The following is a 21,517-nucleotide window of genomic DNA, read 5'->3' as shown; positions in this document are numbered from 1 at the left end:
AACATAATTCATAATTAATTTAAAAGAGAAATATAATGAAAAAAAGCACACTGGCAGTTGGTATTATTGCAATATTAGGAATTGGATACGTTGGCACAGCATGGTATACAGGTAATATCATTGAAACTAACATCGATAGTAAGTTAGAGCAAATAACAGAAATTGCCAATAAATATCAAGATGACTTTACCGTAAAATTTGCTTACAGCAATTATGAAAAGCATATTTTTTCAACAAAAATGCATTTAACCATTACCCTATCGCCTATCGATTCCCCTAATGATAGCATCAATTTATTTAACGATGATATTACTATCCACCATGGTCCTTTCCCAATTGCCGCCCTAAGCAAAGGTTGTTTAACACCGCAGATGGCTTGGATAGATTATACCATGACCGAACAGGCTTACCCTGAGCTTTGGAAACTTGCTGATAACAAGCCACTGATTACTGGGCATGCGGGTGTAAGTTATGGTCAATATTTGACTGTTGCATTGGCAAATAAAGCCATTACCATGACAAATGCCCAATGGGATGGGCTTGACGGTAAACTCGATCTTTCTGAAGGAAACTACACATTTGAAAGTAATAGTGATGCATCAAGCATTAAAAGTACGGCCAATTTAGACAAATTTGTTTATCAATTAAATGATAAAAGTTCAATTTCATTAAATAAATTAAAATTATCAGCACAACCAAATAGTGAAAAAGGCAAGATAAATTACGAGATTAGCTTTGATAACTTTAAAACTATTATGGATGATTTTGATATACAAGGCAATGTTGAAGTCAGTAATGTTAATAGCAAAGGTGTCATTGATTCGAATGATGTTAATATGGATATCGAAACAACGTTTGATAAATTTACCTTTATACCAACTGGCAAATATTCAAATATAATGTCACAAGTTGAACTGCAAAAATTTGATTTCAAGCAAAAATCTGTAGTTAACTCAACCAATACTGTCGATGGTTCAACAAAATCAACAATTGGTTCTATCATTTTAGGTCAACAAAACTTAGGCTCAACCCTTTTAGATCTGGATTTTAAAGGTGTTGATAAGAGATTCATTTTTTCAAATATAAATGAATCTTATAGTTACAACAGTGACGCTTCTAGCAATCCAGTTAATACTAAGGTAACGTTAAATAAGTTTAATTTTCACAATGCTAGTGGCGATATTAATATGACCGCAAATATTGATATTTCTGGTGTTGACAGTGATGATTTAACCATCAGCGATATTGATAATATTAATGCTTTGCAATTTAGCCTACATGCACCATTTGATGTTATGGCGCGTTTTGCTGCACAAATGGATAACCCGAAAAGCAACGAAGTCACCGCAGATCAACTATCTAAAGCTAATCAAACAGTTCAAATCATGGCAAAAATGTTCTTAAGTGGTTCTGATGCATTCGTATTTAATAACGGCAACACTAAAGGTGTATTCTCTGACATAGATTTTTCTAAAGATAAAGATGAGGTTTTAGTGAATGGTAAAACAATTGCTAAAGATGAATTTTTAAATAATCTATAATTACCTATTACATAAAATCTGATAACAGATGAGCTATTGCGCCGGTCAATTCTGGCGCAATGTTTTTTTAAATCATTGAGCAAAAACAGGTTATGAACACAAACTCCCCATCTCACAACGAAAATCAATTTAAACGTACCATGAAAACTCGGCATTTAATAATGCTATCGCTAGGGGGCGTGATTGGTACAGGGTTATTTTTTAATACAGGTTATATTATCGCAACGGCCGGCGCAATTGGCGCAATCATCGCCTATTTAATTGGCGCTTTAGTGGTTTATTTAGTCATGCTATGTCTTGGCGAACTGGCTGTTGCCATGCCCGAAACGGGCGCATTTCATGCTTATGCGTCGCGATTTATCAGTCCAGGAACAGGCTACACTGTTGCTTGGCTTTATTGGTTAACTTGGACTGTAGCACTAGGTTCTAGCTTTACTGCTGCTGGCCTATGTATGCAGTATTGGTTTCCTACTGTTTCGGTTTGGATTTGGTGTCTAATTTTCTGTGTCGTGATTTTTGCTCTAAATATTATTACCGCTCAATTTTTTGCGGAAAGTGAATTTTGGTTTTCAATCATTAAAGTGGTCACCATTATCATCTTTATTATTGCTGGCTCTGCTGCAATATTTGGCTTTATTCCAATGAAAAACGACATGCCAGCACCTTTTTTACATAATATAACTGACAATGGTTGGTTTCCAAATGGCATTATTCCGATTATTATGACGATGGTTTCAGTTAATTTTGCTTTTTCTGGGACCGAATTAATAGGCATTGCTGCTGGCGAAACGCATAATCCTGAAAAGAGCATACCGTTAGCAATTAAAACCACAATTTTAAGATTGATTATCTTTTTTGTTGGCACTATTTTTGTGTTAGCCGCGTTATTACCGATGGATCAAGCTGGCGTAATTAAAAGTCCATTTGTTATGGTATTTGAAAATATTGGTTTACCTTATGCAGCTGACCTATTTAATTTTGTTATCTTAACTGCAATTTTGTCAGCAGCAAACTCTGGGCTATACGCATCAGGACGTATGCTTTGGTCACTTTCAAATCAAGGTACACTACCAAAATGCTTTAGCAAATTAACCCAAAAAGGCATTCCAACTATTGCTATCGCAGTCAGTATGCTAGGTGGGTTATTAGCACTATTTTCAAGTGTTATTGCGCCCGACTCGGTATTTGTTGCACTAACTGCTATTTCGGGTTTTGCCGTAGTTGCAGTGTGGTTAAGCATTTGTGCTTCACACTACTTTTTTAGAAAACAACTTTCAGTCGCTGAGCTAAAAACACTAAAATATAAAGCCCCATTGTACCCAATTGTACCTATATTAGGTTTTATATTATGCTTAATTGCCTGTGTCGGTCTTGCGTTCGATCCAGAGCAGCGTATTGCATTATATTGTGGTATTCCTTTTGTTATTGTTTGTTTTATTGCACATCATTTTACCGAAAAATACCAAAAAAAGAGTCATGCCAATGAATAGTTGTAATCCAATAGCTGCTTTGCTAAAGCAGAAAAAATACATTGTTATTGATGGTGCGCTTGCCAGCGAATTACAACGCCGTGGTTGTGATTTAAATGATAGTTTGTGGTCTGCTAAAGTGCTTATTGAGCAACCCGAATTAATCAGTCAAGTCCATTATGAATATTTTAAAGCAGGCGCTGATTGCGCTATCACGGCAAGTTATCAAGCTACTCCGCTCGGGTTTGCCAAAAAAGGGATTGATTTAAAACAGTCCATAGCCTTAATCAAAACAAGTGTTAAACTTGCTAAGCAAGCCAAACAACGTTATTTAAATGAGCTAGCTGATAACAACCCACTCCTGATTGCAGGATCAGTTGGCCCTTATGGTGCTTATTTGGCCGATGGTTCAGAATATACGGGCGATTATCAACTAACTGAACAGCAATTTATTCAATTCCATTTGGATCGAATTAAAGCGTTAATTGAGGCAAAAGTCGATATTCTTGCTTGTGAAACGTTACCCTCTTTTCCCGAAATTCAAGCGTTAACCAAGCTTATTGCACAATTCCCAACGATAACTTGTTGGTTTTCTTTAACGTTAAAAGATGAAAATCATTTAAGTGATGGTACCCCAATATCAAAGGTGATTAACTATCTAAACAACGTTGATCAGATTGTAAGTGTTGGCATTAATTGCATTGCGTTAGAAAAAGTCACGCCTGCATTAGCGGTAATGAGTAAGCTGACAACTAAGCCTATTATTGTTTATCCTAATTCTGGTGAGCAATACGATCCTACCACCAAGCAATGGCATAAAAACCATCAACATTGCTGTACCTTTGCAAATCAAATTGATATATGGACAAAACTCGGGGCGAAATTAATCGGTGGGTGTTGCCAAACCACACCAAAGGATATTGTAGAAATAACAGCGTTATTAAATCGTCAATAAACCATTGAGCTTATAAACCTATTGCTCAATGTTATAGTTGAATATTGTAACGTTTATCGCCCATCAATTGGGATTTGATGGGTTTATATCAACACTAAATTGGATTAGTTGTGAGTTCTTGCAGCTAGAACTCGTTCAACGGTATCGACAATTGCTTGTGTTTGCGAATCTATTTCAATATTGACATGATCACCTATTTTTTTGCTATCTAACGTGGTGATTGCTAATGTTTCAGGAATAAGATGTAAATCAAAACAATTTTGCTGTATATCACCAACAGTTAAGCTGGCACCATCAACACCAATAAATCCTTTATAGAGTACATATTTCATAAATTGGGCTGGCATAGCTAAAGTCATTTGACAATTAGTTGCTGTTTTTTGAATATTGGTAATGGTTGCCACGCAAGAAATATGTCCGGACATAACATGCCCTCCTATTTCATCACCATATTTTGCACTACGCTCAATATTCACGTAATCATTAATTTTTTTAGCGCCCAATGTAGTAAGTGCTAAGGTTTCTTGCATAATGTCAAACGACACCCAATCTTGTTCAAAACCGGTCACAGTTAAGCAACAACCATCATTGGCAATAGACGCGCCAATTTTCAAATTGTGATTTAGCTCATCAGGCAATTTGACCTTATAAGTGCGCAGTTTATCGTGATCGATAATATCAATAATTTGCCCCACACCTTGCACAATTCCTGTAAACATAATGTATCCTTAATAAAAAACGGTTATTCGATATTATTTTAACTTATTTAGGACAAAATTAGCTAGAATTAGCATAGTTAACTTAATTTGAAAGCCAAATAGAATAATATGTTTAAACAGTTTGCCACCAATCCATGAGCCATTTATGTTACAAAAATAAAATTAACTGCACATTTTTAACTGAAAATAGTCATGAATTCACTAAATAGAATGGCTTATTTGTAGGCAGCTATTTGCCTTGATTGTCATTGAATTAGTGATCCTAATCATTGAAATAAAGTCTTATACAATTTAATTGCTTAGCTAATAATAAGATTATAACCCAAGGTATACATTTTGTTATGATCTCGGTTATAGTTAACCACATTTGTCAACAAAACAGATAAAATATCATTAAATAAAACTATCGAATTTGTAAGGATCTTTATATGTTAAAACTTATTTTAGCTATTTCGGTTGGTTCCGTGGCTGGAGGATTATTAAGATGGTTTTTATCATTAAAATTAAATGTGATTGCCTTTGCCATTCCTATTGGTACTTTACTGTCTAATCTGATTGCGGGTTACGTTATCGGTTTTGCTATTGCATTTTTTACACATAGTCATCTTTCAGCAGAATGGCGACTGCTGGTTATTACTGGCTTTTGTGGAGGGTTATCTACCTTTTCAACATTTTCAGCCGAAATAGTTAACTTTATACAAGAAGGCAAAATAACATGGGCACTAACAACCATTGCTGTTCACGTTATTGGTTCAATATTAATGACTTTTTTAGGTATTTTATCTTATCAATATTTTCGCTCTTGATTTTATATAAACAGATTTACCTTAAAAGAATCATCAAACAGAGTTTACAACCGCAAAATACTGTATTAATATACACTGTATATAAATACAGTTTAGAGGTTATTATGTTTATTGAACATTCAACTCCACAACTTATTGCGGTTGATTTTGAATCACCTTTTCAACAATTATTACAACAACAGCAATCTTTATTAAAATCATTAAATAAAGCCAAAAAATGGCAATTATGGCTTTCAGATAGACCAATGCTAAAACGTTCATGGTTTAATACAGCTGGGCTTGATAAACAAAAAGTGATTCAATTGGCTAATTTGAAAAATGAAAATTTAATTGCAACTATTGAAAAAGCCCTGCAAAGCGAAACTTGTAGCTATATTGCTGCTTGTATTCATAATTTGAATGAACAGGATAAACAACGCTTGCAAAAGGCGGTATCAAATAGTGATACATGCTTATTATTAGTTAATGATGAACAATATCAACAGCAGACACAATATCATTAATCATTTTGAGTATTACACAGCAAAACCTTATTTAGTCATTAAATGACTAAGTTTACTATTCGCTGTTTAATGACGTGCTTGAAGAAAATTCATAGTTAACTGCTAATATTCATTTTATGCAAACAAAGTTAAATCAATAAATATAGCGTTATCATCATACAAAGGTGAGTTTAAACAACTAAAAAGATCTTTTTTTTGGGATCTTTTTAGTTGCTTGGGCATTTAATCGTACATAAAATTAATATTGACTCTATTTTTATCTAAATCAATCATCAATTCACATCCTGTCCATATTGTCTTACCGTTAGTTAAATTATTATCGATGTGAAATTGCCTTAATTTGATTAGATAACTTAATATTCCTAAATTCACATATCTTGGAGTCGTAAACCAATTTCTTTCATTAAGATCGTTGATATAATCATATTCATAATGGCAACGCTGATCATTTGATAAAAATTTAGCTTTCATAATCACTTTTTTCGCTTCTATTGGCGCGACATTAAGTAAAATTTGGCTTATACCATTATAGATACTACTATCCTCTCTCATTGCTTATCTCCTAGGATATTTCAAAAAAAATTGACAACTAACATTTTGAGTTCACGTTGAACATAAAATTAATAGGGATAATCTACAACTGATATTAAAGTACTATTTAAAATGTATCGCTTTAAATACTAAGCAAAAATCAACGGTTTTGATAAGCTTAATATTTGTCTTATTTGATCAATAAATAATGTTATTACGAATTACTAAGTTTAAAAGCAAATCTGATTTGATAAAGTGAAAGTCTAACTAGCATAATGAATGCTTAACATAATTAGATTCATCACTAGGTATATATAGTTAAAATATTGCTGGGCATTCTACGATAAAAGTGCTAAAAACCAAAACTATTAATCAATACTTGTCAGCTATTTAGTACTGTTTATTAAATGTAATGGATAATGACATGCATGACACTTATCGTGCAATCTACCTATAAAACATTTAAAATCAAATGTTAACCATTTTTTTAACCATTACTCTTTACAAGAGTTTTCCACCATAAAAACCATTTAATTTACATTATAAAAGCCTTAATTAACAAAATAACAGGTGCAGATAGGCAAACCTGAGTATGCCAGAGATGATTTAACATAAAATATAAATGACTATTAAATCGCTACAGCAAAAATCTAGCTAGTATTCAATAAATTGAATAACAAAAAATCGTTCCGTTGTTGATAATACTAAATTCCAAAAATATACTTTACTAATTTAATATGTACACTTATAATAATAACACTTATTAAAATCATGGAAGAACACTATGAATACTATTACAACCTCGTTTTTACTCCCTACTACGGCTAAACCTGAACACGTATGGCAATATTATGTTGATTTATCTTTAAGAAAATTGTGGGAAACCGATCTTGAGGATTTTAAATTATTCGGTGAGATGAAAACGGGTGCAGAAGGTATATTTAAATTACAAAATACACCAGAAATGCCCGTTACTTTATCAAAGGTTATCGTTAATCAAGAATTTACTGAACAATTTATGATGCCAGAGATGGGCGTTTTCTATTTTTCACATCAAATTGTGCCAATTGCAACAAATCAATATGCATTAAAATCAGAAATATCATTAAAGCCTAATCAAAACGTAGCGGATAGTGCATCTTATCATTTCATAAAACAACTGTCTGATGATATTATTGACAAAACATATGCATTGAAAAATTTAGTTGAAAGGTAAATGATGATTCAGGACAATAAGTTTTGTACACAATTTGTAAAAGACGCTGACTCATTAGGATTTGTCTTTATGCGCACTTATTCGTCCTGGCAGACCAAAATCAAACAATGTCTAAAAAAATACGCGATTACTCACCCCCAATTTATTGTACTGGCAACGCTTGCTTATCTATCCCAATCTGATGACGAAATAACCCAAGTAATATTAGCGACCAAAACCAATATTGATGTCATGACAATTTCGCAAATTTTAGATAATTTAGAAAAAAAAGGGTTAGTAAAGCGATCGACCTCAATCAAAGATAGCCGAGCAAAGCGTATTAATTTGACACAAAGTGGTTTAGATAAAGCCAATGAAACAGTATCTTTAGTGGAAGCGATCGATAATCAATTTTTTTCAGTATTGGGCAATAACACGCCAATTTTTCATCAAATGCTATCAAAATTGTTAGAACGTAATCATTGAACTTATGCTAGACAACAAGTTAGCCATAATCGATTAAACAACTAAAAACAACAACAAACGGATGAAGCAAATCTCACAAATTTACTTTTAATTTTTCCCTCCTTTTCATCAATCACTATTAAATAAAAGTCTGTACTCAGTTTTAGCATGTTAGCGTTTTACTTGTTATTAGCATTCTTGCGGATAAAAGCCCAGTTGTGTCTAGTCATTTTAGGTTGGTCTACATATAAACATGCTGGATAATAAATCATAGCACTTTAAGTTTAGAGGTAATTAGCATTACACACTCAATACTATTTTCAATTTTATTGCTGAATAAAAGATAAGGCACTTTTTCCAATATGCTTTTAACGTACTTGCTTGTTTTAATTAAGCTAAGTTGATGTTCTCACGTTGCTAGGGCTGATAAGGCTAAGGTATTTTTTATCATTTTACTTTGTGCTGATACTACACTTTTAGTGTAGATTAATATCATTATCAACATATTCAATACACTTTAATGTAGTTCCATTAATTAGAGCGTTGAGCTGATAGCATACTGCGTTTATTGAATTTTTAGCGCATCTTGTTTAGCCTGATTAATAACTGCTTTAGCCATCCATTGTGACAAAGATACTACCTGTTGGTTATCGAGTTTCCAGATATCTTTCAGCACTAAAAATATTTCTGACCCATAAATAACCGAAATCGCATGCAAAACATTATTATAAATTTGTTCAGGCATTTGAGATTTAAGCGGTTTTAAAATAGTTGATAAAATCTCCTTCCGGTTACCACGAACTAATTTATCACTTTGTTGAGATAAAGTCGTTCTTTCTGCTGCCCATTGTTGTAATGAAATTCTTAATGCTGCACGAAGTGCCCCTTCATGTTTTAACATTTGTGGAAAGGCAAAAGCTAAAAAATCCAATATTTGTTGATCTGGATCTTGGTTATCGGATTGCCAGTTAAAGATCGGCTCTAATGCGCTTTCTACAACAGCAGCAATTAAGTCGCTTTGAGTTGGAAAGTAACGATATGCTGTGGCTCTAGATATACCCGATTTATCTGCAAGTTCAGTAATCGTCAGTTCACACCCCTGCTCTAGGGTATTTAGTGCAGTATTGATTAAACGATCAAACGTTCGTTTTTTCACACCGCTATATTTAGGTGATGAAGCTAAGCTGTTATGAGTCATACGGTCAATTTTCTAATTACATTTTTAATGTATATATCATACTTCAATTTTCGGTATTCAATAAATTTTATGATTTAACAAAAAATGAGACTAAAGTCTCATTTTTGATTTATAATATGTGGCAGACTATCACCCCATAGGTCAAAGTATCGAATTTTAATTTATCCATAAAGGAGGGATAAATGACATCTAACAATATGATTTATTTAGTATCGACACTTGATACCAAAGGGGAAGAAATTGTTTATATTAAAAACCTGCTCGCTGAAAAAGATTTAATCTGTAAAATTGTCGACTTATCAACGCAGCCCCATGCTTTTAATCATCTGGCTGATGTCAGTGCCAGTCTGATTGCTAGTTTTCATCCTGAAGGTAGTAGTGCTGTTTTTTGTGGAGATAGAGGAAAAGCCATTGTCGCAATGGCGAAAGCGTTTGAGCTATTTTTATCTAAACAAAACGATATTGGTGCAATACTGGGGTTGGGCGGTTCAGGCGGCACTGCATTAATCACACCGGCTATGCAGTCATTAGCAATTGGTATACCTAAATTGATGGTATCAACCATGGCATCGGGTGACATTTCGGGTTATATCGGTGCTAGTGATATTGCCATGATGTACTCAGTTACTGATATTGCCGGGATAAACGTTATCTCAAGAAAAATTTTAAGCAATGCAGCAAACTTTATCGCTGGTTCAATATTATTTAAAAAGCAAGAAGTGGTCGAAGATAAACCAGCGATAGGGTTAACGATGTTTGGTGTAACAACGCCATGTGTACAATCTGTTTCAGCTCAGCTTCATGATCAATATGATTGCTTAATTTTTCATGCCACGGGTAGTGGTGGAAAGGCAATGGAAAAATTAGCCGATAGCCACCTTTTACATGGCGTGCTTGACATTACAACAACCGAAGTATGCGACTATTTATTTGGCGGTGTATTGGCTTGCGATGATAATCGGTTTGATGCGATAGCTAGAAGCCAAATACCTTATATTGGATCTTGTGGGGCACTCGATATGGTTAATTTTGCAAGCCCTGATACCATTCCTGAAAAATATCAAAATCGATTGTTCTATCCACACAATCCGCAAGTAACATTAATGAGAACCACACCAGAAGAAAATCAACAAATGGCGAATTGGATTGCAAATAAACTTAACCAATGCCAAGGATATGTCACCTTTATCATCCCCGAAGAAGGATTTTCAGCCTTAGATATAAAAGGCGGTGCGTTTTGGTCACCAGACGCTAACAAAGCCTTTATTGAAGAGTTCGAAAAAACGTATATGGTCACCGAAAAAAGACGATTAATTAAAGTTCCTTATCACATAAACTCACCACAGTTTTGTGATCTAATTATCAACGAATTTAAAAAAATAATGAAATAAATGGAGAGAATTATGACAAGTAAACGCGCACAGTTGTTAAAAAAATTTCACGATATGATAGCTAAAGGCCAACCAATTATTGGTGGCGGTGCTGGTACTGGATTGTCGGCTAAATGCGAAGAAGCGGGTGGTATCGATCTCATTGTTATCTATAATTCTGGCCGTTATCGTATGGCGGGTCGTGGTTCGCTAGCAGGTTTACTTGCTTATGGGAATGCCAACGAAATTGTTATGGATATGGCAAAAGAGGTGTTACCGGTAGTTAAAAATACCCCTGTGCTAGCTGGCGTAAATGGCACCGATCCATTTTGTCAATTTGATCAGTTTTTAGATAAATTAAAAGAAACCGGTTTTGCAGGCGTACAAAACTTTCCAACTGTTGGTTTAATCGATGGTAACTTTAGGGCAAATCTTGAAGAAACAGGCATGGGGTATGCGTTAGAAGTTGAGATGATTCGTCAAGCAAATCAAAAAGATTTACTGACAACACCTTATGTATTTAGTGAACAAAATGCTATTGATATGGCAAAAGCCGGCGCAGATATTTTAGTACCTCATATGGGACTAACAACAGGCGGAAGTATCGGGGCAGAAACTGCACTAAAACTTGCTGACTGTGTACCACTAATTAATCAATGGGCAAAAGCAGCGAAGGCAATTCGACCTGATATCATCATACTATGTCATGGTGGTCCAATTGCAACCCCTGAAGATGCTGAGTATATTTTACAAAATTGTCCAGATTGTAATGGTTTCTATGGTGCAAGCTCAATGGAACGTTTACCGACCGAAATTGCTCTAAAACAGACCACCCAGCAATTTAAAGCGATTCGTCGTTAATCTATAATCGCCAAAAACTGCACAAAATTATTAAAGAACGGCTCAATCATCCTAGAGCCGTTACTTTAACATTAAATACCTCAAGCAATATTCTTTATAAAATACGTATAGCCATAGTACCCAAAAGATCGCGATAAAGATTCAATCAAATTTGATAAAATAATTGATAACAGATAAAAGGCCAAGTATAACTACACATAATAACTTGATTTAACTTCGTATAAAGGTAGCAAATGCTAGACATTCTTAATTTTATTGAATCATATCAGAAACATCATTCTGTATTTGATCGAAAGTTAGCGTTAATAAAACAGTTAATTATTTATCTCGATAAACATGATTTTCAAGGTCATATTGACAACATTTTGCCCATTTTGGATCAGCACACCGGTTACAGTGAATTCCGAATCATGAATGATTGTGAATCGAACAATCCGAATTTATGGATAGAATACCAATATCATGGCAAACATATTCGACTTAGTCCTGGCGATATTGTCATTACCATGAAAAAATGATATCAATGCTAAGTGATATCATTTTTCATAAATTTATAATGATTTTTTAATTTATTTAATCATCGGTAATGAAATTAAAAATGATAAAAACCATTACGTTGATAATGTCATCGCAAATGAGTGAGTCATTCAATTAAGAATTAACTTGACTATCATGGATTTCGACAACGAGCACATTACCTTCATCTTTTAGGAAAGATTCATCATTATTTGGTGCGCGTAGAGACATCATTTTGTCATCGCCACATTCCATTGTATCGCCCGCAACCATGGTTGCACCACTTTCACGTAAATAATTGAGCACATTACTAAATAACGTAAAGTAGTATTCGCTTTCATCATGACTTTTCGCTAATACAGCAAAATCTGGCAGCCCAAATGCATCGGCACCATAGGTACGCATCCAGACACCGTCGACGTTTTCCACTTGATATTTAACAAACCCACAGAACAATGTTGGTAAAGAAGTGGATAGTAAATCAATTCCATCTTCATCAGTAACTAATTCTAACAGTGATTCAATTGGGAAAGAAGTATGAGCTTGCTCATTTATGACGGCTAACGCATTAAACGTTGCAAAACTTGCTGCTAAACGCGCCAATGCTAAATATTGTTCGAGGACATCTTGCTCATAGCCTTTATAAAATAACATTAAATGACTATCGTGATGACGAACTTGTTCTTTGATATCTTGGCTATAATGTGCTGAGGCAATACAAGGCTCTAACGCATTGGCAGGATAAGGATGATTCATACCAATTAATTGAATAACATGTTTATCCCAACCAATTAACAAGTAACATCCTCCATCTAATTGCTCGAATGGTGTTTCATATTGAATATTTTTTATTGAAGGATCTATCTTAAGTAGCGCTTCTTTTAATTGATTTTTATCAAAATCCAATTTGCCCTTAAACAAAACACTTAGGCTTATGGCATTGTCAATATTTGGATTAGCCACTAATGTGCCACTCTCTAACATTGATTTGTTTTTTTTACCAAAAAGACGTGAAAAAAAATTCATTGATACCTTCCTTTATCATATACAATCAAAAAATAAGCACTAAATTGTCATTAGTGCAGGATGTTATTGAGAATTATACTTTACGATATTGCGCCACTAATACCAAACTTCCATCTTTTAAAAAGCCCTCTTCTGCTGAGGGTTCACGCAAAAGCATTATTTTACCGCGATCATCTTCGATAGTATGCCCTGCTGCTATTTCTGCATGAGTCTGATGCAAATACAATAATAGATTATTGAATATATTTAGGTATTTATCTGTTTCATCAAAACTTTCAGCAAACACAGCAAAATCGGGAAATCCTAGCTGACCAGCACCATAAGTTCGCATACAGATGCCAGTATGAATATCTACTTTCATGGCTTTAAAACCGACAAAAAATAGGGGTAAACATTCACAAAGTAATTCAATCCCATTATCACTCTCAACTAACGCACTAACCACATGAGTTGACAAAATAGTCTGTGCCTTTAGGTTAAGTAGCCCTACCATATTAAAATGTTCAAAGCCAATAGCAAATTGCGTTAATATCAAATACTGTTTAATAAGATCATCTTCATAACCATAATAAGAGATTATAATATGGCTATTATGATTTTTAATCGTTTCAATTAAATCTTGATTATCCCTGGCAAATTCAATACTTTGCTTTACTACCTCGGGTGAGCAAGCCGTATCAAAACCAACAACTTTAATTAAATGTTGGTTCCAACTCGCTAAAGCATTAAATGCTTCACCCTTGCCACAAGGCAAAGACTGGAACTTGACGTTCTTCATTGAAGAATTAATTTTGCCTAGAGATCGAGTTAATTTATTGAAATCAAAAGAGAGAGTACGATCAACTAAAATAGTTAATGAAAGTGGATTTTTTATAGCGGGATTTTCAATGATCGCACTGTCTGATTGCGCTACATTACTTTTTTTAAAAGTAAACAGTCTAGACAAAATACTCATGAAAATTTCCTAATACATTGTTGTGTTATAACATTATTTATAACAAAATATGACTTTAATCATTTTTATGTATACCTTATATTATTTATCTATTTTTTTCAAATAGTATCGTTTTTTTCAACAACAACTTTACCACTGTACCTGTTCAAGCTCACTGATTAAAAAGTCGATTAAGCAACGAGTACGAAGTGGCAATAATTTACGGCTTGGATACATTGCATAAATATTATAATCTTCAACATAATAATTAGTTAAAACCGAAACTAACTGACCGGCTTTAACATCTTGACCAATAATGAAGTCAGGCTGCTTTGAGATACCACCACCTTGAAGTATTATTTGCCTGCATGTATCGCCATTATTACAATAGACATTTGCACTCAAATTTACCGAATAACAGCGATTATTTTGATAAAAATTCCATTGCTCTTTTTTTGCCCAGTGACTGTACATAATAATTTTATGTTGTTTAAGATCATCGGGATTTATTGGCATGCCATAGTGAGCAATATAATCAGGGGAAGCGGCTACAATCATTTTAGTTGTAGCTAATTTACGACTAATTAAAGAAGAATTGTCTAAATTACCAATTCGAATAGCTAGGTCATATCCCTCTTCCAATAAGTTAACAAAGCGATCGGATAGAGTGATATCTAAAATGATTTGAGGATATTTTTTGCTAAATTTTTGCCATAATGGCGCTAAATGCAAAACACCAAAACTAACAGGAACATTAACTCGTAAAATACCTTGTGGGCTAGCTTGCTTTAAACTCAGACTTTCTTCTGCTTCTGCTGTAGCATTAATAATGGCTTTTGCTTGCCAGTAAAAGGTTTGCCCTTCATTAGTTACAACCATATTACGTGTTGTACGCTGTAATAATCTTACTTGTAGGCGATCTTCTAAAGCTTGAATATAACGGGACACCGCTTGTTTAGACAAATTTAATTTACCCGCTGCTTCAATAAAACTGTTACAATCAACAACGGTGACAAAAACTGTCATCTCCAAAAATTTATTTGATTTATTCATCCATTTTCACCTAGTCAAGTAATTGTTCCACTTAATGAGACAATAAGTCACATAATAGCTTATTTATCTACAAATAAATAACCATTATGATGAACTTACCATTTAAATGATAATAATTGTTAACATATAGGAAAAATAAAATGAAACAATATCGAATTGATTTAGCCTCACTTATTTTACGCATTACGCTTGGTGTCATGTTTTTAGCGCATGGTTTTACTAAATTAGTTGTGTTTACCCCTGCTGGCACTGCCCAATATTTTGAGTCACTTGGTTTTCCAGGTTTTGTGGGGTATTTAACTATTTTGTTTGAAATTGGGAGTGGTGTTTTATTATTGTTAGGGATTTTCACACGCATAATCAGCTTTTTAGCCGTAATTCAGATGATTGTTATTACTTATATTCATTCAGCAAATGGATGGATGTTTACTAATACGGGGGGCGGCTTTGAATATCCTGCATTTATGGCAATGACAGCATTAAGTTTATTGCTATTAGGTACTGGATGCTTTAGCCTTTTCTCTAAAAGGTATCAATTAATCAATCTACTATAAAAAACCAAACAATAAATTAAACTAAAAAGTTAATAAAAAAAAACAAAGGAAAGGCAAAATTAAGCAACAAGCTTATTGCCTTTCCTAATACAGTTGCAATGAAAATATTAAGGAAATTAATTTACGCTCATCTCTTCAATAATAGCACTAACAATTTTGTGCGCTTTGTGCGCTTTTTTTAATCACTTTACCACGTTGTTCATGCCCAATTACTGTCGGCAATATCATGGGACAATTTAAGCTTAATTGCTAAGATTTATCCTCCCCTTATGTTACCGAGTTAATATAATAATTTTTTTGATACACTGTGGTTACCGAATCACAAAAATTGACAGTTGAAACATCAGTAGAATTGATCCCAAAATTTGCATCATAACCCTACTTGAGATAAATACGATAAATCGTATCGTTAGAAAAAAGACTAACCGCTACTTTGTTAACATTCATTACTTGGAAGTTTACTCAATCATAGTAGGGATAATCAGATAAATAGGCCAAAAGCATGTAGACAAAAACGGTAAGATAAAATAGATCACATCAAAAAATTTCTGTTTTTTACCTTGGTACGTTTTTCTGTGTAATTGATAATATCGAATAGCAAAGGCAAAAAGAATACCTGTTATTGGAAATAATAAAAGGGAAAATTCCCTATAACATAGACTGTATGATAACCATCCAATGATAATTAATGTCGCAACTTGATTACAACGATACAAATCAACTTTATAGTTATTAGATTTATTTAATCTGTTAGCACGATGGTATCGAATTGTGATCGGAAAAAGAATAGTAAAAATGGATAACAGCACTAATACCATCACACCCATATCCATATAGATATAATCAAACAAGTCAAAGCAAAGTAAACCAATAAAAATGACTAAACAATATTTAACAAACCAATGATATCTAATCCCAAAAAACAAAAAAGCACTTAAATACGGTAAATAAAAGAAAGGAAACATAAACAGCCATACGAATATATAGCTATCGGTATGATCTGAAGGATGCAACATGACGAATTCTTATAATAAATAACCTTTTTTCATATAGTTAAATTATATCACATTGCAAATCAACAATAAAATTCAATAAAAACATCAAAAGAATCGATTTAATAATTGTTCATTCTATGACTTTAACTAATCTCAATAAACTGTTCACAACTTATTACAGATGCAAAATTCATTAAAGCAGACATAAAACTGTTATGGACAGTTTTAGCCGGTATCCATTCACCATTAAACTCAAGATCTCGAGTAGTGCAAGCATCATCAATCAATATTGGTTGATAACCTAATTCGCTGGCACATCGCGTCGTGGAGTCAATACACATATGACTCATCATGCCACAAATAACTAATTGTTTAACATTTTGCTGCTGTAATTTTTTTTGTAAATCGGTTTGAAAAAAACTATTGGGATAAGACTTTTGTATAATTTGCTTATATTGATTGCTCGAAGCTAGCAAATCTGGGTGAATGTCGGCACCATGACTCCCTTTGGCAAAAAAAGTTGCATTAGGATCTAATTTAATATGTTGAATATAAAAAATGGGTAAGCCATTTTCGGAAAAATATTTTTGTATTGTTAAGATGTTGTTTAGAACACGTTCAGTATCAACTAATGTAAATTTACCTTGCGGAAAATAGTCATTTTGTACATCAATAATTACTAATCCTTGTTTCACTGCTTTCTCCTGTCATTGTTTTATACAACTAAATTATGCGATAATTTGTCATTGCCTAACATAGTGTATTGAAAGCATTTAGATAAATTAACTTTCAGCGTGAAAAAATGGATAAAAAAGATCGAGCTATTTTAAATGAACTTAAAAATAACAGTCGACAATCCTGGAAAGAGATTGGTGAAAAAATCTATCTGTCTGGTCAAGCAGTCGGTCAACGAGTAGTAGAGTTACAAATTAAAGGTATTATTGAAAAATTTACAATCAAAGAAAAAACCAAACATCTGCAATTCATCACTATTTACATGAACACGAATCAATTTGAATCTTTCGAGCAGCTAATTAAATCTTATTGCGAAATAATTGAGTTTTATAAAATTACCGGAGATGGCTGTTATTTTATAAAAAGCTGTTTTGATCCCCAAGCACTAACAACTTTTTTAGAAAAAATAGAATATTTTTGTCGTTATAAGGTCAGTCACCAGCTAAAAAATATTCTATAAAATGGTCATGTTTATTCACACTAAACATGTCAAATCGACCTTAAGGTAAATTTTTTTTAGATTTTTTTGATCAAAACTAAAAAAACAGTTGCCAGTGAGCAAAAACTGTTATATTTTGTACAACAGTATTTATAGTCAATTAAATTATTGGTTTATTTTATGAATTGTTTTTGCGCTTTAGTTATTAAACATCATCACCATCATCATTCCTGAATAGTCTTCGGGCGATAGGTGCTGGAAGACATTTGATCTTCCGGTGATAACGCAAAAGCAAATAGAAAACCCTCGGAAGATCAAACTTCCGAGGGTTTTTTGTTTTTAGTTGATAAATTTTGGTTAAGTTGGAGAATAAATATGTTGGATAATTCACGTTTACGCATTGCTATGCAAAAATCGGGACGCTTAAGTGATGAGTCAAAAAAATTGCTTGCGCAGTGTGGTATTAAAATTAATCTTCAAGAGCAACGTTTAATTGCTTTTGCTGAAAATATGCCAATTGATATTTTACGTGTTCGTGATGATGATATACCTGGTTTGGTAATTGATGGAGTCGTAGATATTGGTATTGTTGGTGAAAACGTTTTAGAGGAAGAAGTACTCGACCGTCAAGCAGAAGGTGAAAATCCACAATATAAAAAATTACGACGTTTAGATTTTGGTGGCTGCCGTTTATCAATCGCTGCGCCGCGTGATTTTGATTATACTGGCCCTGAATGTTTAAATGATTTACGTATTGCCACTACTTACCCACACTTATTGCGTCGTTATCTATCTCAATACAACGTCAACTTTAAAACTTGCTTGCTAAATGGTTCGGTCGAGGTCGCTCCGCGCGCTGGACTTGCCGATGTGATTTGCGATCTTGTCTCTAGTGGCGCCACGTTAGAAGCCAACGGGCTACGAGAAATTGAAATTATTTACCAATCTAAAGCTTGCCTGATTCAGCGACAAGGTGAAATGCCACAAGTCAAACAAGCCTTAATCGATAAAATAATGACACGTATTCAAGGTGTTATTCAAGCACGAGAATCAAAATATATTATGTTACATGCTCCAACTGAAGTGTTAGACCAAGTCGTTGCATTGTTACCCGGCGCGGAAAATCCAACAATCCTCCCGTTGACAGGCGAACAAAATCGAGTTGCGCTGCACATGGTTAGCAGTGAGTCACTGTTTTGGGAAACCATGGAAAAACTAAAAGCATTAGGCGCCAGCTCTATTTTGGTATTACCAATTGAAAAAATGATGGAGTAATAAAAATGAAAATCTCATATTGGCAACAATGTTCAGATAAACAACAGCAAGCACTACTCATGCGACCTGCCATTGCTGCATCAGATACTATCAGTCAAGCTGTTACGACAATTTTAGAACAAGTAAAACAAGACGGTGATAAGGCGCTAATAGCACTTAGTAATAAATTTGATAAAGTCCAAATTAAACAAATAAAATTAACTGAAGCTGAAATAAAAGCGGCAACTGCTCGAGTCAATCAAGAATTGAAGCAAGCCATGCAGTTAGCGGTATCAAATATCAAAAAGTTCCATCAAGCCCAAGTTAAACCTGTCATCAATGTTGAAACGATGCCAGGCATAAATTGTCAACTAGTCACTCGACCTATTGATTCAGTAGGGTTATATATTCCAGGTGGTTCAGCACCCTTATTTTCAACGGTATTAATGTTGGCCACTCCAGCAAAAATTGCCGGATGTCGAAAAGTGATTTTATGTTCGCCCCCTCCAATCGCTGACGAAATTTTATATGCCGCTGAACTTTGTGGTATTAGCGAAATTTATCAATTAGGTGGAGCCCAAGCTATCGCGGCAATGGCATTTGGCACAGAATCAGTCCCTAAAGTTGATAAACTTTTTGGACCCGGTAATGCTTTTGTGACCGAAGCTAAACGCCAAGTGAGTCAACGCCTTGATGGTGCTGCTATTGATATGCCAGCGGGCCCTTCTGAGGTTTTGGTCATTGCTGATAGTTTGGCAAATCCAGCCTTTATCGCAGCCGATCTATTATCTCAAGCAGAGCATGGCCCGGATTCACAAGTGGTTTTGCTTACCCCTGATGAAAAAATCGCTCAAGCAGTATCTACTGAAGTGGACAAACAACTTAGTACATTATCACGACATGAGATTGCCCAAAAAGCTTTACAAGAAAGCCGTTTGATTGTGACTAAAGATTTAGAAGAATGTGTAACAATTAGTAATCGCTATGGGCCAGAACACTTAATTATACAAACCCGAAATGCAGATGACTTAGTTGACAAAATAAACAGTGCTGGATCAATCTTTTTAGGTGATTGGTCTCCGGAATCTGCTGGTGATTATGCATCGGGTACCAACCACGTACTACCCACTTATGGTTATACAGCAACTTACTCAAGCCTTGGACTGGCTGATTTTCAAAAACGTATGACAGTGCAAAAACTCACTCAAGAAGGGTTGAAAGAGATTGGTCATGCCGTTGAACTCATGGCAGAAGCAGAGCAGCTAACCGCCCATAAACAAGCGGTTAGTTTACGATTAGCGACACTAAATACAACCAAGTAAAATTAGGGATAAACAATGGACATTAATCAACTAGTCAGAAAGAATGTGCAAAAACTGACCCCATATCAATCCGCCCGTCGTATTGGTGGTAAAGGTGATGTATGGCTTAACGCTAACGAATACCCTGTTGCGCCTCATTTTGAATTAACTGAACAAACCTTAAATCGCTATCCAGAACCACAACCTGAACAGGTAATTAGCCGATATGCGCAGTATGCAGGAGTCACTAATGAACAATTAATTGTCAGTCGAGGAGCAGATGAAGCGATTGAACTATTAATGCGAGCATTTTGTGAGCCAGAACAAGATAGTATTTTATATTGCCCGCCAACTTATGGTATGTATCAAGTTAGCGCTGAAACACTCGGAGTTCAAACCAAAACAGTCCCTACTAAAGCAGATTGGCAACTCGATCTTGACGCAATTAAACAAAATCTTGATAGCGTAAAATTAATTTATGTCTGTTCGCCCAATAATCCAACCGGTAACCTAATTCATCCTGATGATATCAAATCATTACTTAATATGGCAAAAGACCGCGCACTGGTTGTTATTGATGAGGCTTATATCGAGTTTTCGCCTGAATCTTCTGTGATCAAATGGCTAGCGACCTATCCACATTTAGTGATTTTACGGACTTTATCTAAAGCATTTGCTTTGGCAGGATTACGCTGCGGGTTTACCATCGCTAATAAACCGGTGATCGATGCATTACAAAAAGTCATTGCTCCCTATCCGTTAGCAACCCCAGTAGCAGACATTGCCACTCAAGCTTTAAGTAAAGACGGCATAAATACCATGAAACTTCACGTTATCAATCTCAATAACCAAAAAGAAAAATTTGCAAACGCACTGAATCAATTATCGATTGTTGAAAAAGTTTATCCTAGTCGATCTAATTATTTATGTGTTAAATTCCAAGATGATAAAGATGTATTTAAGACCCTTTGGAATCAAGGTATCATTTTGCGAGATCAAAGCAAATCCATTGGACAAAAAAATATTATTCGAATATCTATTGGCACACAAGCCGAATGTGAAGCTGTAATATCAGCACTCAAAGCGATAAAATAGGA

General features: G+C 34.3%; 22 protein-coding genes and 1 other annotated feature. Of the genes, 15 read left to right on the top strand and 7 right to left on the bottom strand.

Annotated elements, in window-relative coordinates; genetic code table 11:
• Nucleotides 1-35: 35 nt before the first annotated feature.
• The 3 genes from J3U66_RS11195 to mmuM all read left to right on the top strand — a co-directional run bounded on the left by J3U66_RS11195 (nucleotide 36) and on the right by mmuM (nucleotide 3,965).
• A complete protein-coding gene (locus J3U66_RS11195; protein WP_267349024.1) occupies nucleotides 36-1,541 on the top strand; it encodes a YdgA family protein in 1,506 nt (501 codons plus the stop codon).
• Between the two features lie 92 nt (nucleotides 1,542-1,633).
• On the top strand, nucleotides 1,634-3,031 hold the full coding sequence (gene mmuP / locus J3U66_RS11190) for an S-methylmethionine permease (protein WP_267349022.1): 1,398 nt from the start codon (nucleotides 1,634-1,636) through the stop codon (nucleotides 3,029-3,031).
• Nucleotides 3,024-3,965, top strand: a complete 942-nt coding sequence (gene mmuM, locus J3U66_RS11185) for a homocysteine S-methyltransferase (protein WP_267349020.1) — start codon at nucleotides 3,024-3,026, stop codon at nucleotides 3,963-3,965. The genes mmuP and mmuM overlap by 8 nt, the downstream gene beginning before the upstream one ends.
• Nucleotides 3,966-4,069: 104 nt before the next feature.
• On the opposite strand, the gene J3U66_RS11180 is transcribed toward mmuM, so the two are convergent.
• Nucleotides 4,070-4,684, bottom strand: coding sequence for a riboflavin synthase subunit alpha (locus J3U66_RS11180; RefSeq protein WP_267334237.1), 615 nt, complete (start codon nucleotides 4,682-4,684; stop codon nucleotides 4,070-4,072).
• Nucleotides 4,685-5,112: 428 nt separating this feature from the next.
• On the opposite strand from J3U66_RS11180, the gene crcB reads away from it, so the two are divergent.
• Both crcB and J3U66_RS11170 read left to right on the top strand, forming a co-directional pair.
• Nucleotides 5,113-5,490 carry a fluoride efflux transporter CrcB gene (gene crcB / locus J3U66_RS11175; protein ID WP_065634622.1) on the top strand — a complete coding sequence of 126 codons (378 nt, stop codon included), beginning with the start codon at nucleotides 5,113-5,115 and terminating at the stop codon, nucleotides 5,488-5,490.
• Nucleotides 5,491-5,594: 104 nt separating this feature from the next.
• Nucleotides 5,595-5,993 (top strand): SulA-like leucine-rich domain-containing protein, encoded by a 399-nt coding sequence (locus tag J3U66_RS11170; RefSeq protein ID WP_267334236.1) that lies wholly within the window; start codon nucleotides 5,595-5,597, stop codon nucleotides 5,991-5,993.
• Nucleotides 5,994-6,215: 222 nt separating this feature from the next.
• On the opposite strand, the gene J3U66_RS11165 is transcribed toward J3U66_RS11170, so the two are convergent.
• Entirely contained in the window at nucleotides 6,216-6,545 is a 330-nt protein-coding gene (locus J3U66_RS11165) for a hypothetical protein (protein ID WP_267349019.1), read from the bottom strand.
• A gap of 763 nt (nucleotides 6,546-7,308) precedes the next feature.
• On the opposite strand from J3U66_RS11165, the gene J3U66_RS11160 reads away from it, so the two are divergent.
• Together J3U66_RS11160 and J3U66_RS11155 are read left to right on the top strand one after the other, a co-directional pair.
• Nucleotides 7,309-7,740, top strand: coding sequence for a hypothetical protein (locus J3U66_RS11160; RefSeq protein ID WP_267334234.1), 432 nt, complete (start codon nucleotides 7,309-7,311; stop codon nucleotides 7,738-7,740).
• 3 nt (nucleotides 7,741-7,743) lie between these two features.
• Entirely contained in the window at nucleotides 7,744-8,205 is a 462-nt protein-coding gene (locus J3U66_RS11155) for a MarR family winged helix-turn-helix transcriptional regulator (protein WP_267349017.1), read from the top strand.
• A 544-nt stretch (nucleotides 8,206-8,749) separates the two neighbouring features.
• Here the strand turns inward: J3U66_RS11155 and J3U66_RS11150 are convergent.
• Nucleotides 8,750-9,382: a TetR/AcrR family transcriptional regulator gene (locus J3U66_RS11150; protein ID WP_267349015.1), complete on the bottom strand. Its 633-nt coding sequence runs from the start codon at nucleotides 9,380-9,382 to the stop codon at nucleotides 8,750-8,752.
• A 182-nt stretch (nucleotides 9,383-9,564) separates the two neighbouring features.
• On the opposite strand from J3U66_RS11150, the gene J3U66_RS11145 reads away from it, so the two are divergent.
• From J3U66_RS11145 to J3U66_RS11135, 3 genes are all read left to right on the top strand, one after another.
• Complete coding sequence (locus J3U66_RS11145) at nucleotides 9,565-10,773, top strand: Tm-1-like ATP-binding domain-containing protein (protein ID WP_267349013.1); 1,209 nt, start codon at nucleotides 9,565-9,567, stop codon at nucleotides 10,771-10,773.
• Between the two features lie 12 nt (nucleotides 10,774-10,785).
• Nucleotides 10,786-11,613, top strand: a complete 828-nt coding sequence (locus tag J3U66_RS11140) for a phosphoenolpyruvate hydrolase family protein (protein ID WP_065634629.1) — start codon at nucleotides 10,786-10,788, stop codon at nucleotides 11,611-11,613.
• A gap of 233 nt (nucleotides 11,614-11,846) precedes the next feature.
• The gene (locus J3U66_RS11135; protein ID WP_065634630.1) at nucleotides 11,847-12,131 is read left to right on the top strand and encodes a hypothetical protein; all 285 of its coding nucleotides are present in this window, start codon (nucleotides 11,847-11,849) and stop codon (nucleotides 12,129-12,131) included.
• Nucleotides 12,132-12,264: 133 nt separating this feature from the next.
• Here J3U66_RS11135 and J3U66_RS11130 read toward each other — a convergent pair whose 3' ends face one another.
• The 3 genes from J3U66_RS11130 to J3U66_RS11120 form a co-directional block, all read right to left on the bottom strand.
• Nucleotides 12,265-13,155, bottom strand: a complete 891-nt coding sequence (locus tag J3U66_RS11130) for a DUF4261 domain-containing protein (RefSeq protein WP_065798263.1) — start codon at nucleotides 13,153-13,155, stop codon at nucleotides 12,265-12,267.
• 73 nt (nucleotides 13,156-13,228) lie between these two features.
• On the bottom strand, nucleotides 13,229-14,110 hold the full coding sequence (locus J3U66_RS11125; RefSeq protein WP_267349012.1) for a DUF4261 domain-containing protein: 882 nt from the start codon (nucleotides 14,108-14,110) through the stop codon (nucleotides 13,229-13,231).
• 129 nt (nucleotides 14,111-14,239) lie between these two features.
• Nucleotides 14,240-15,142: a LysR family transcriptional regulator gene (locus J3U66_RS11120; RefSeq protein WP_267334229.1), complete on the bottom strand. Its 903-nt coding sequence runs from the start codon at nucleotides 15,140-15,142 to the stop codon at nucleotides 14,240-14,242.
• A 140-nt stretch (nucleotides 15,143-15,282) separates the two neighbouring features.
• On the opposite strand from J3U66_RS11120, the gene J3U66_RS11115 reads away from it, so the two are divergent.
• The gene (locus J3U66_RS11115; protein ID WP_267344049.1) at nucleotides 15,283-15,696 is read left to right on the top strand and encodes a DoxX family protein; all 414 of its coding nucleotides are present in this window, start codon (nucleotides 15,283-15,285) and stop codon (nucleotides 15,694-15,696) included.
• A 1,138-nt stretch (nucleotides 15,697-16,834) separates the two neighbouring features.
• On the opposite strand, the gene J3U66_RS11110 is transcribed toward J3U66_RS11115, so the two are convergent.
• Complete coding sequence (locus tag J3U66_RS11110) at nucleotides 16,835-17,386, bottom strand: cysteine hydrolase family protein (RefSeq protein WP_267349011.1); 552 nt, start codon at nucleotides 17,384-17,386, stop codon at nucleotides 16,835-16,837.
• Between the two features lie 107 nt (nucleotides 17,387-17,493).
• Here J3U66_RS11110 and J3U66_RS11105 point away from each other — a divergent pair, with 107 nt between their 5' ends.
• From J3U66_RS11105 to hisC, 4 genes are all read left to right on the top strand, one after another.
• Nucleotides 17,494-17,886, top strand: a complete 393-nt coding sequence (locus J3U66_RS11105) for an Lrp/AsnC family transcriptional regulator (protein WP_267349010.1) — start codon at nucleotides 17,494-17,496, stop codon at nucleotides 17,884-17,886.
• Between the two features lie 191 nt (nucleotides 17,887-18,077).
• Nucleotides 18,078-18,203 (top strand) — a sequence feature (His leader region).
• A 37-nt stretch (nucleotides 18,204-18,240) separates the two neighbouring features.
• Nucleotides 18,241-19,140 (top strand): ATP phosphoribosyltransferase, encoded by a 900-nt coding sequence (gene hisG, locus J3U66_RS11100; protein WP_267334224.1) that lies wholly within the window; start codon nucleotides 18,241-18,243, stop codon nucleotides 19,138-19,140.
• 5 nt (nucleotides 19,141-19,145) lie between these two features.
• Entirely contained in the window at nucleotides 19,146-20,441 is a 1,296-nt protein-coding gene (hisD, locus tag J3U66_RS11095; RefSeq protein ID WP_267344045.1) for a histidinol dehydrogenase, read from the top strand.
• Between the two features lie 15 nt (nucleotides 20,442-20,456).
• Nucleotides 20,457-21,515, top strand: coding sequence for a histidinol-phosphate transaminase (gene hisC, locus J3U66_RS11090; protein WP_267349009.1), 1,059 nt, complete (start codon nucleotides 20,457-20,459; stop codon nucleotides 21,513-21,515).
• Nucleotides 21,516-21,517: the final 2 nt, after the last annotated feature.

Source organism: Gilliamella sp. B2969 (genome assembly GCF_026536195.1).
In the GTDB taxonomy this organism is placed as follows: domain Bacteria; phylum Pseudomonadota; class Gammaproteobacteria; order Enterobacterales; family Orbaceae; genus Gilliamella.
The sequence above is the reverse complement of the archived record's forward strand: the minus strand, read 5'-3'. Positions and strand labels throughout refer to the sequence as shown.

What these genes read in the sequence shown, in the direction of transcription:
- J3U66_RS11180 (WP_267334237.1), bottom strand. Translation starts at nt 4,684, where the DNA reads ATGTTTACAGGAATTGTGCAAGGTGTGGGGCAAATTATTGATATTATC.
- J3U66_RS11160 (WP_267334234.1), top strand. Translation starts at nt 7,309, where the DNA reads ATGAATACTATTACAACCTCGTTTTTACTCCCTACTACGGCTAAACCT.
- J3U66_RS11130 (WP_065798263.1), bottom strand. Translation starts at nt 13,155, where the DNA reads ATGAATTTTTTTTCACGTCTTTTTGGTAAAAAAAACAAATCAATGTTA.
- J3U66_RS11155 (WP_267349017.1), top strand. Translation starts at nt 7,744, where the DNA reads ATGATTCAGGACAATAAGTTTTGTACACAATTTGTAAAAGACGCTGAC.
- hisC (WP_267349009.1), top strand. Translation starts at nt 20,457, where the DNA reads ATGGACATTAATCAACTAGTCAGAAAGAATGTGCAAAAACTGACCCCA.
- J3U66_RS11165 (WP_267349019.1), bottom strand. Translation starts at nt 6,545, where the DNA reads ATGAGAGAGGATAGTAGTATCTATAATGGTATAAGCCAAATTTTACTT.
- mmuP (WP_267349022.1), top strand. Translation starts at nt 1,634, where the DNA reads ATGAACACAAACTCCCCATCTCACAACGAAAATCAATTTAAACGTACC.
- J3U66_RS11135 (WP_065634630.1), top strand. Translation starts at nt 11,847, where the DNA reads ATGCTAGACATTCTTAATTTTATTGAATCATATCAGAAACATCATTCT.
- J3U66_RS11145 (WP_267349013.1), top strand. Translation starts at nt 9,565, where the DNA reads ATGACATCTAACAATATGATTTATTTAGTATCGACACTTGATACCAAA.
- J3U66_RS11150 (WP_267349015.1), bottom strand. Translation starts at nt 9,382, where the DNA reads ATGACTCATAACAGCTTAGCTTCATCACCTAAATATAGCGGTGTGAAA.
- J3U66_RS11125 (WP_267349012.1), bottom strand. Translation starts at nt 14,110, where the DNA reads ATGAGTATTTTGTCTAGACTGTTTACTTTTAAAAAAAGTAATGTAGCG.
- J3U66_RS11195 (WP_267349024.1), top strand. Translation starts at nt 36, where the DNA reads ATGAAAAAAAGCACACTGGCAGTTGGTATTATTGCAATATTAGGAATT.
- hisD (WP_267344045.1), top strand. Translation starts at nt 19,146, where the DNA reads ATGAAAATCTCATATTGGCAACAATGTTCAGATAAACAACAGCAAGCA.
- J3U66_RS11170 (WP_267334236.1), top strand. Translation starts at nt 5,595, where the DNA reads ATGTTTATTGAACATTCAACTCCACAACTTATTGCGGTTGATTTTGAA.
- mmuM (WP_267349020.1), top strand. Translation starts at nt 3,024, where the DNA reads ATGAATAGTTGTAATCCAATAGCTGCTTTGCTAAAGCAGAAAAAATAC.
- hisG (WP_267334224.1), top strand. Translation starts at nt 18,241, where the DNA reads ATGTTGGATAATTCACGTTTACGCATTGCTATGCAAAAATCGGGACGC.
- J3U66_RS11115 (WP_267344049.1), top strand. Translation starts at nt 15,283, where the DNA reads ATGAAACAATATCGAATTGATTTAGCCTCACTTATTTTACGCATTACG.
- crcB (WP_065634622.1), top strand. Translation starts at nt 5,113, where the DNA reads ATGTTAAAACTTATTTTAGCTATTTCGGTTGGTTCCGTGGCTGGAGGA.
- J3U66_RS11140 (WP_065634629.1), top strand. Translation starts at nt 10,786, where the DNA reads ATGACAAGTAAACGCGCACAGTTGTTAAAAAAATTTCACGATATGATA.
- J3U66_RS11105 (WP_267349010.1), top strand. Translation starts at nt 17,494, where the DNA reads ATGGATAAAAAAGATCGAGCTATTTTAAATGAACTTAAAAATAACAGT.
- J3U66_RS11120 (WP_267334229.1), bottom strand. Translation starts at nt 15,142, where the DNA reads ATGAATAAATCAAATAAATTTTTGGAGATGACAGTTTTTGTCACCGTT.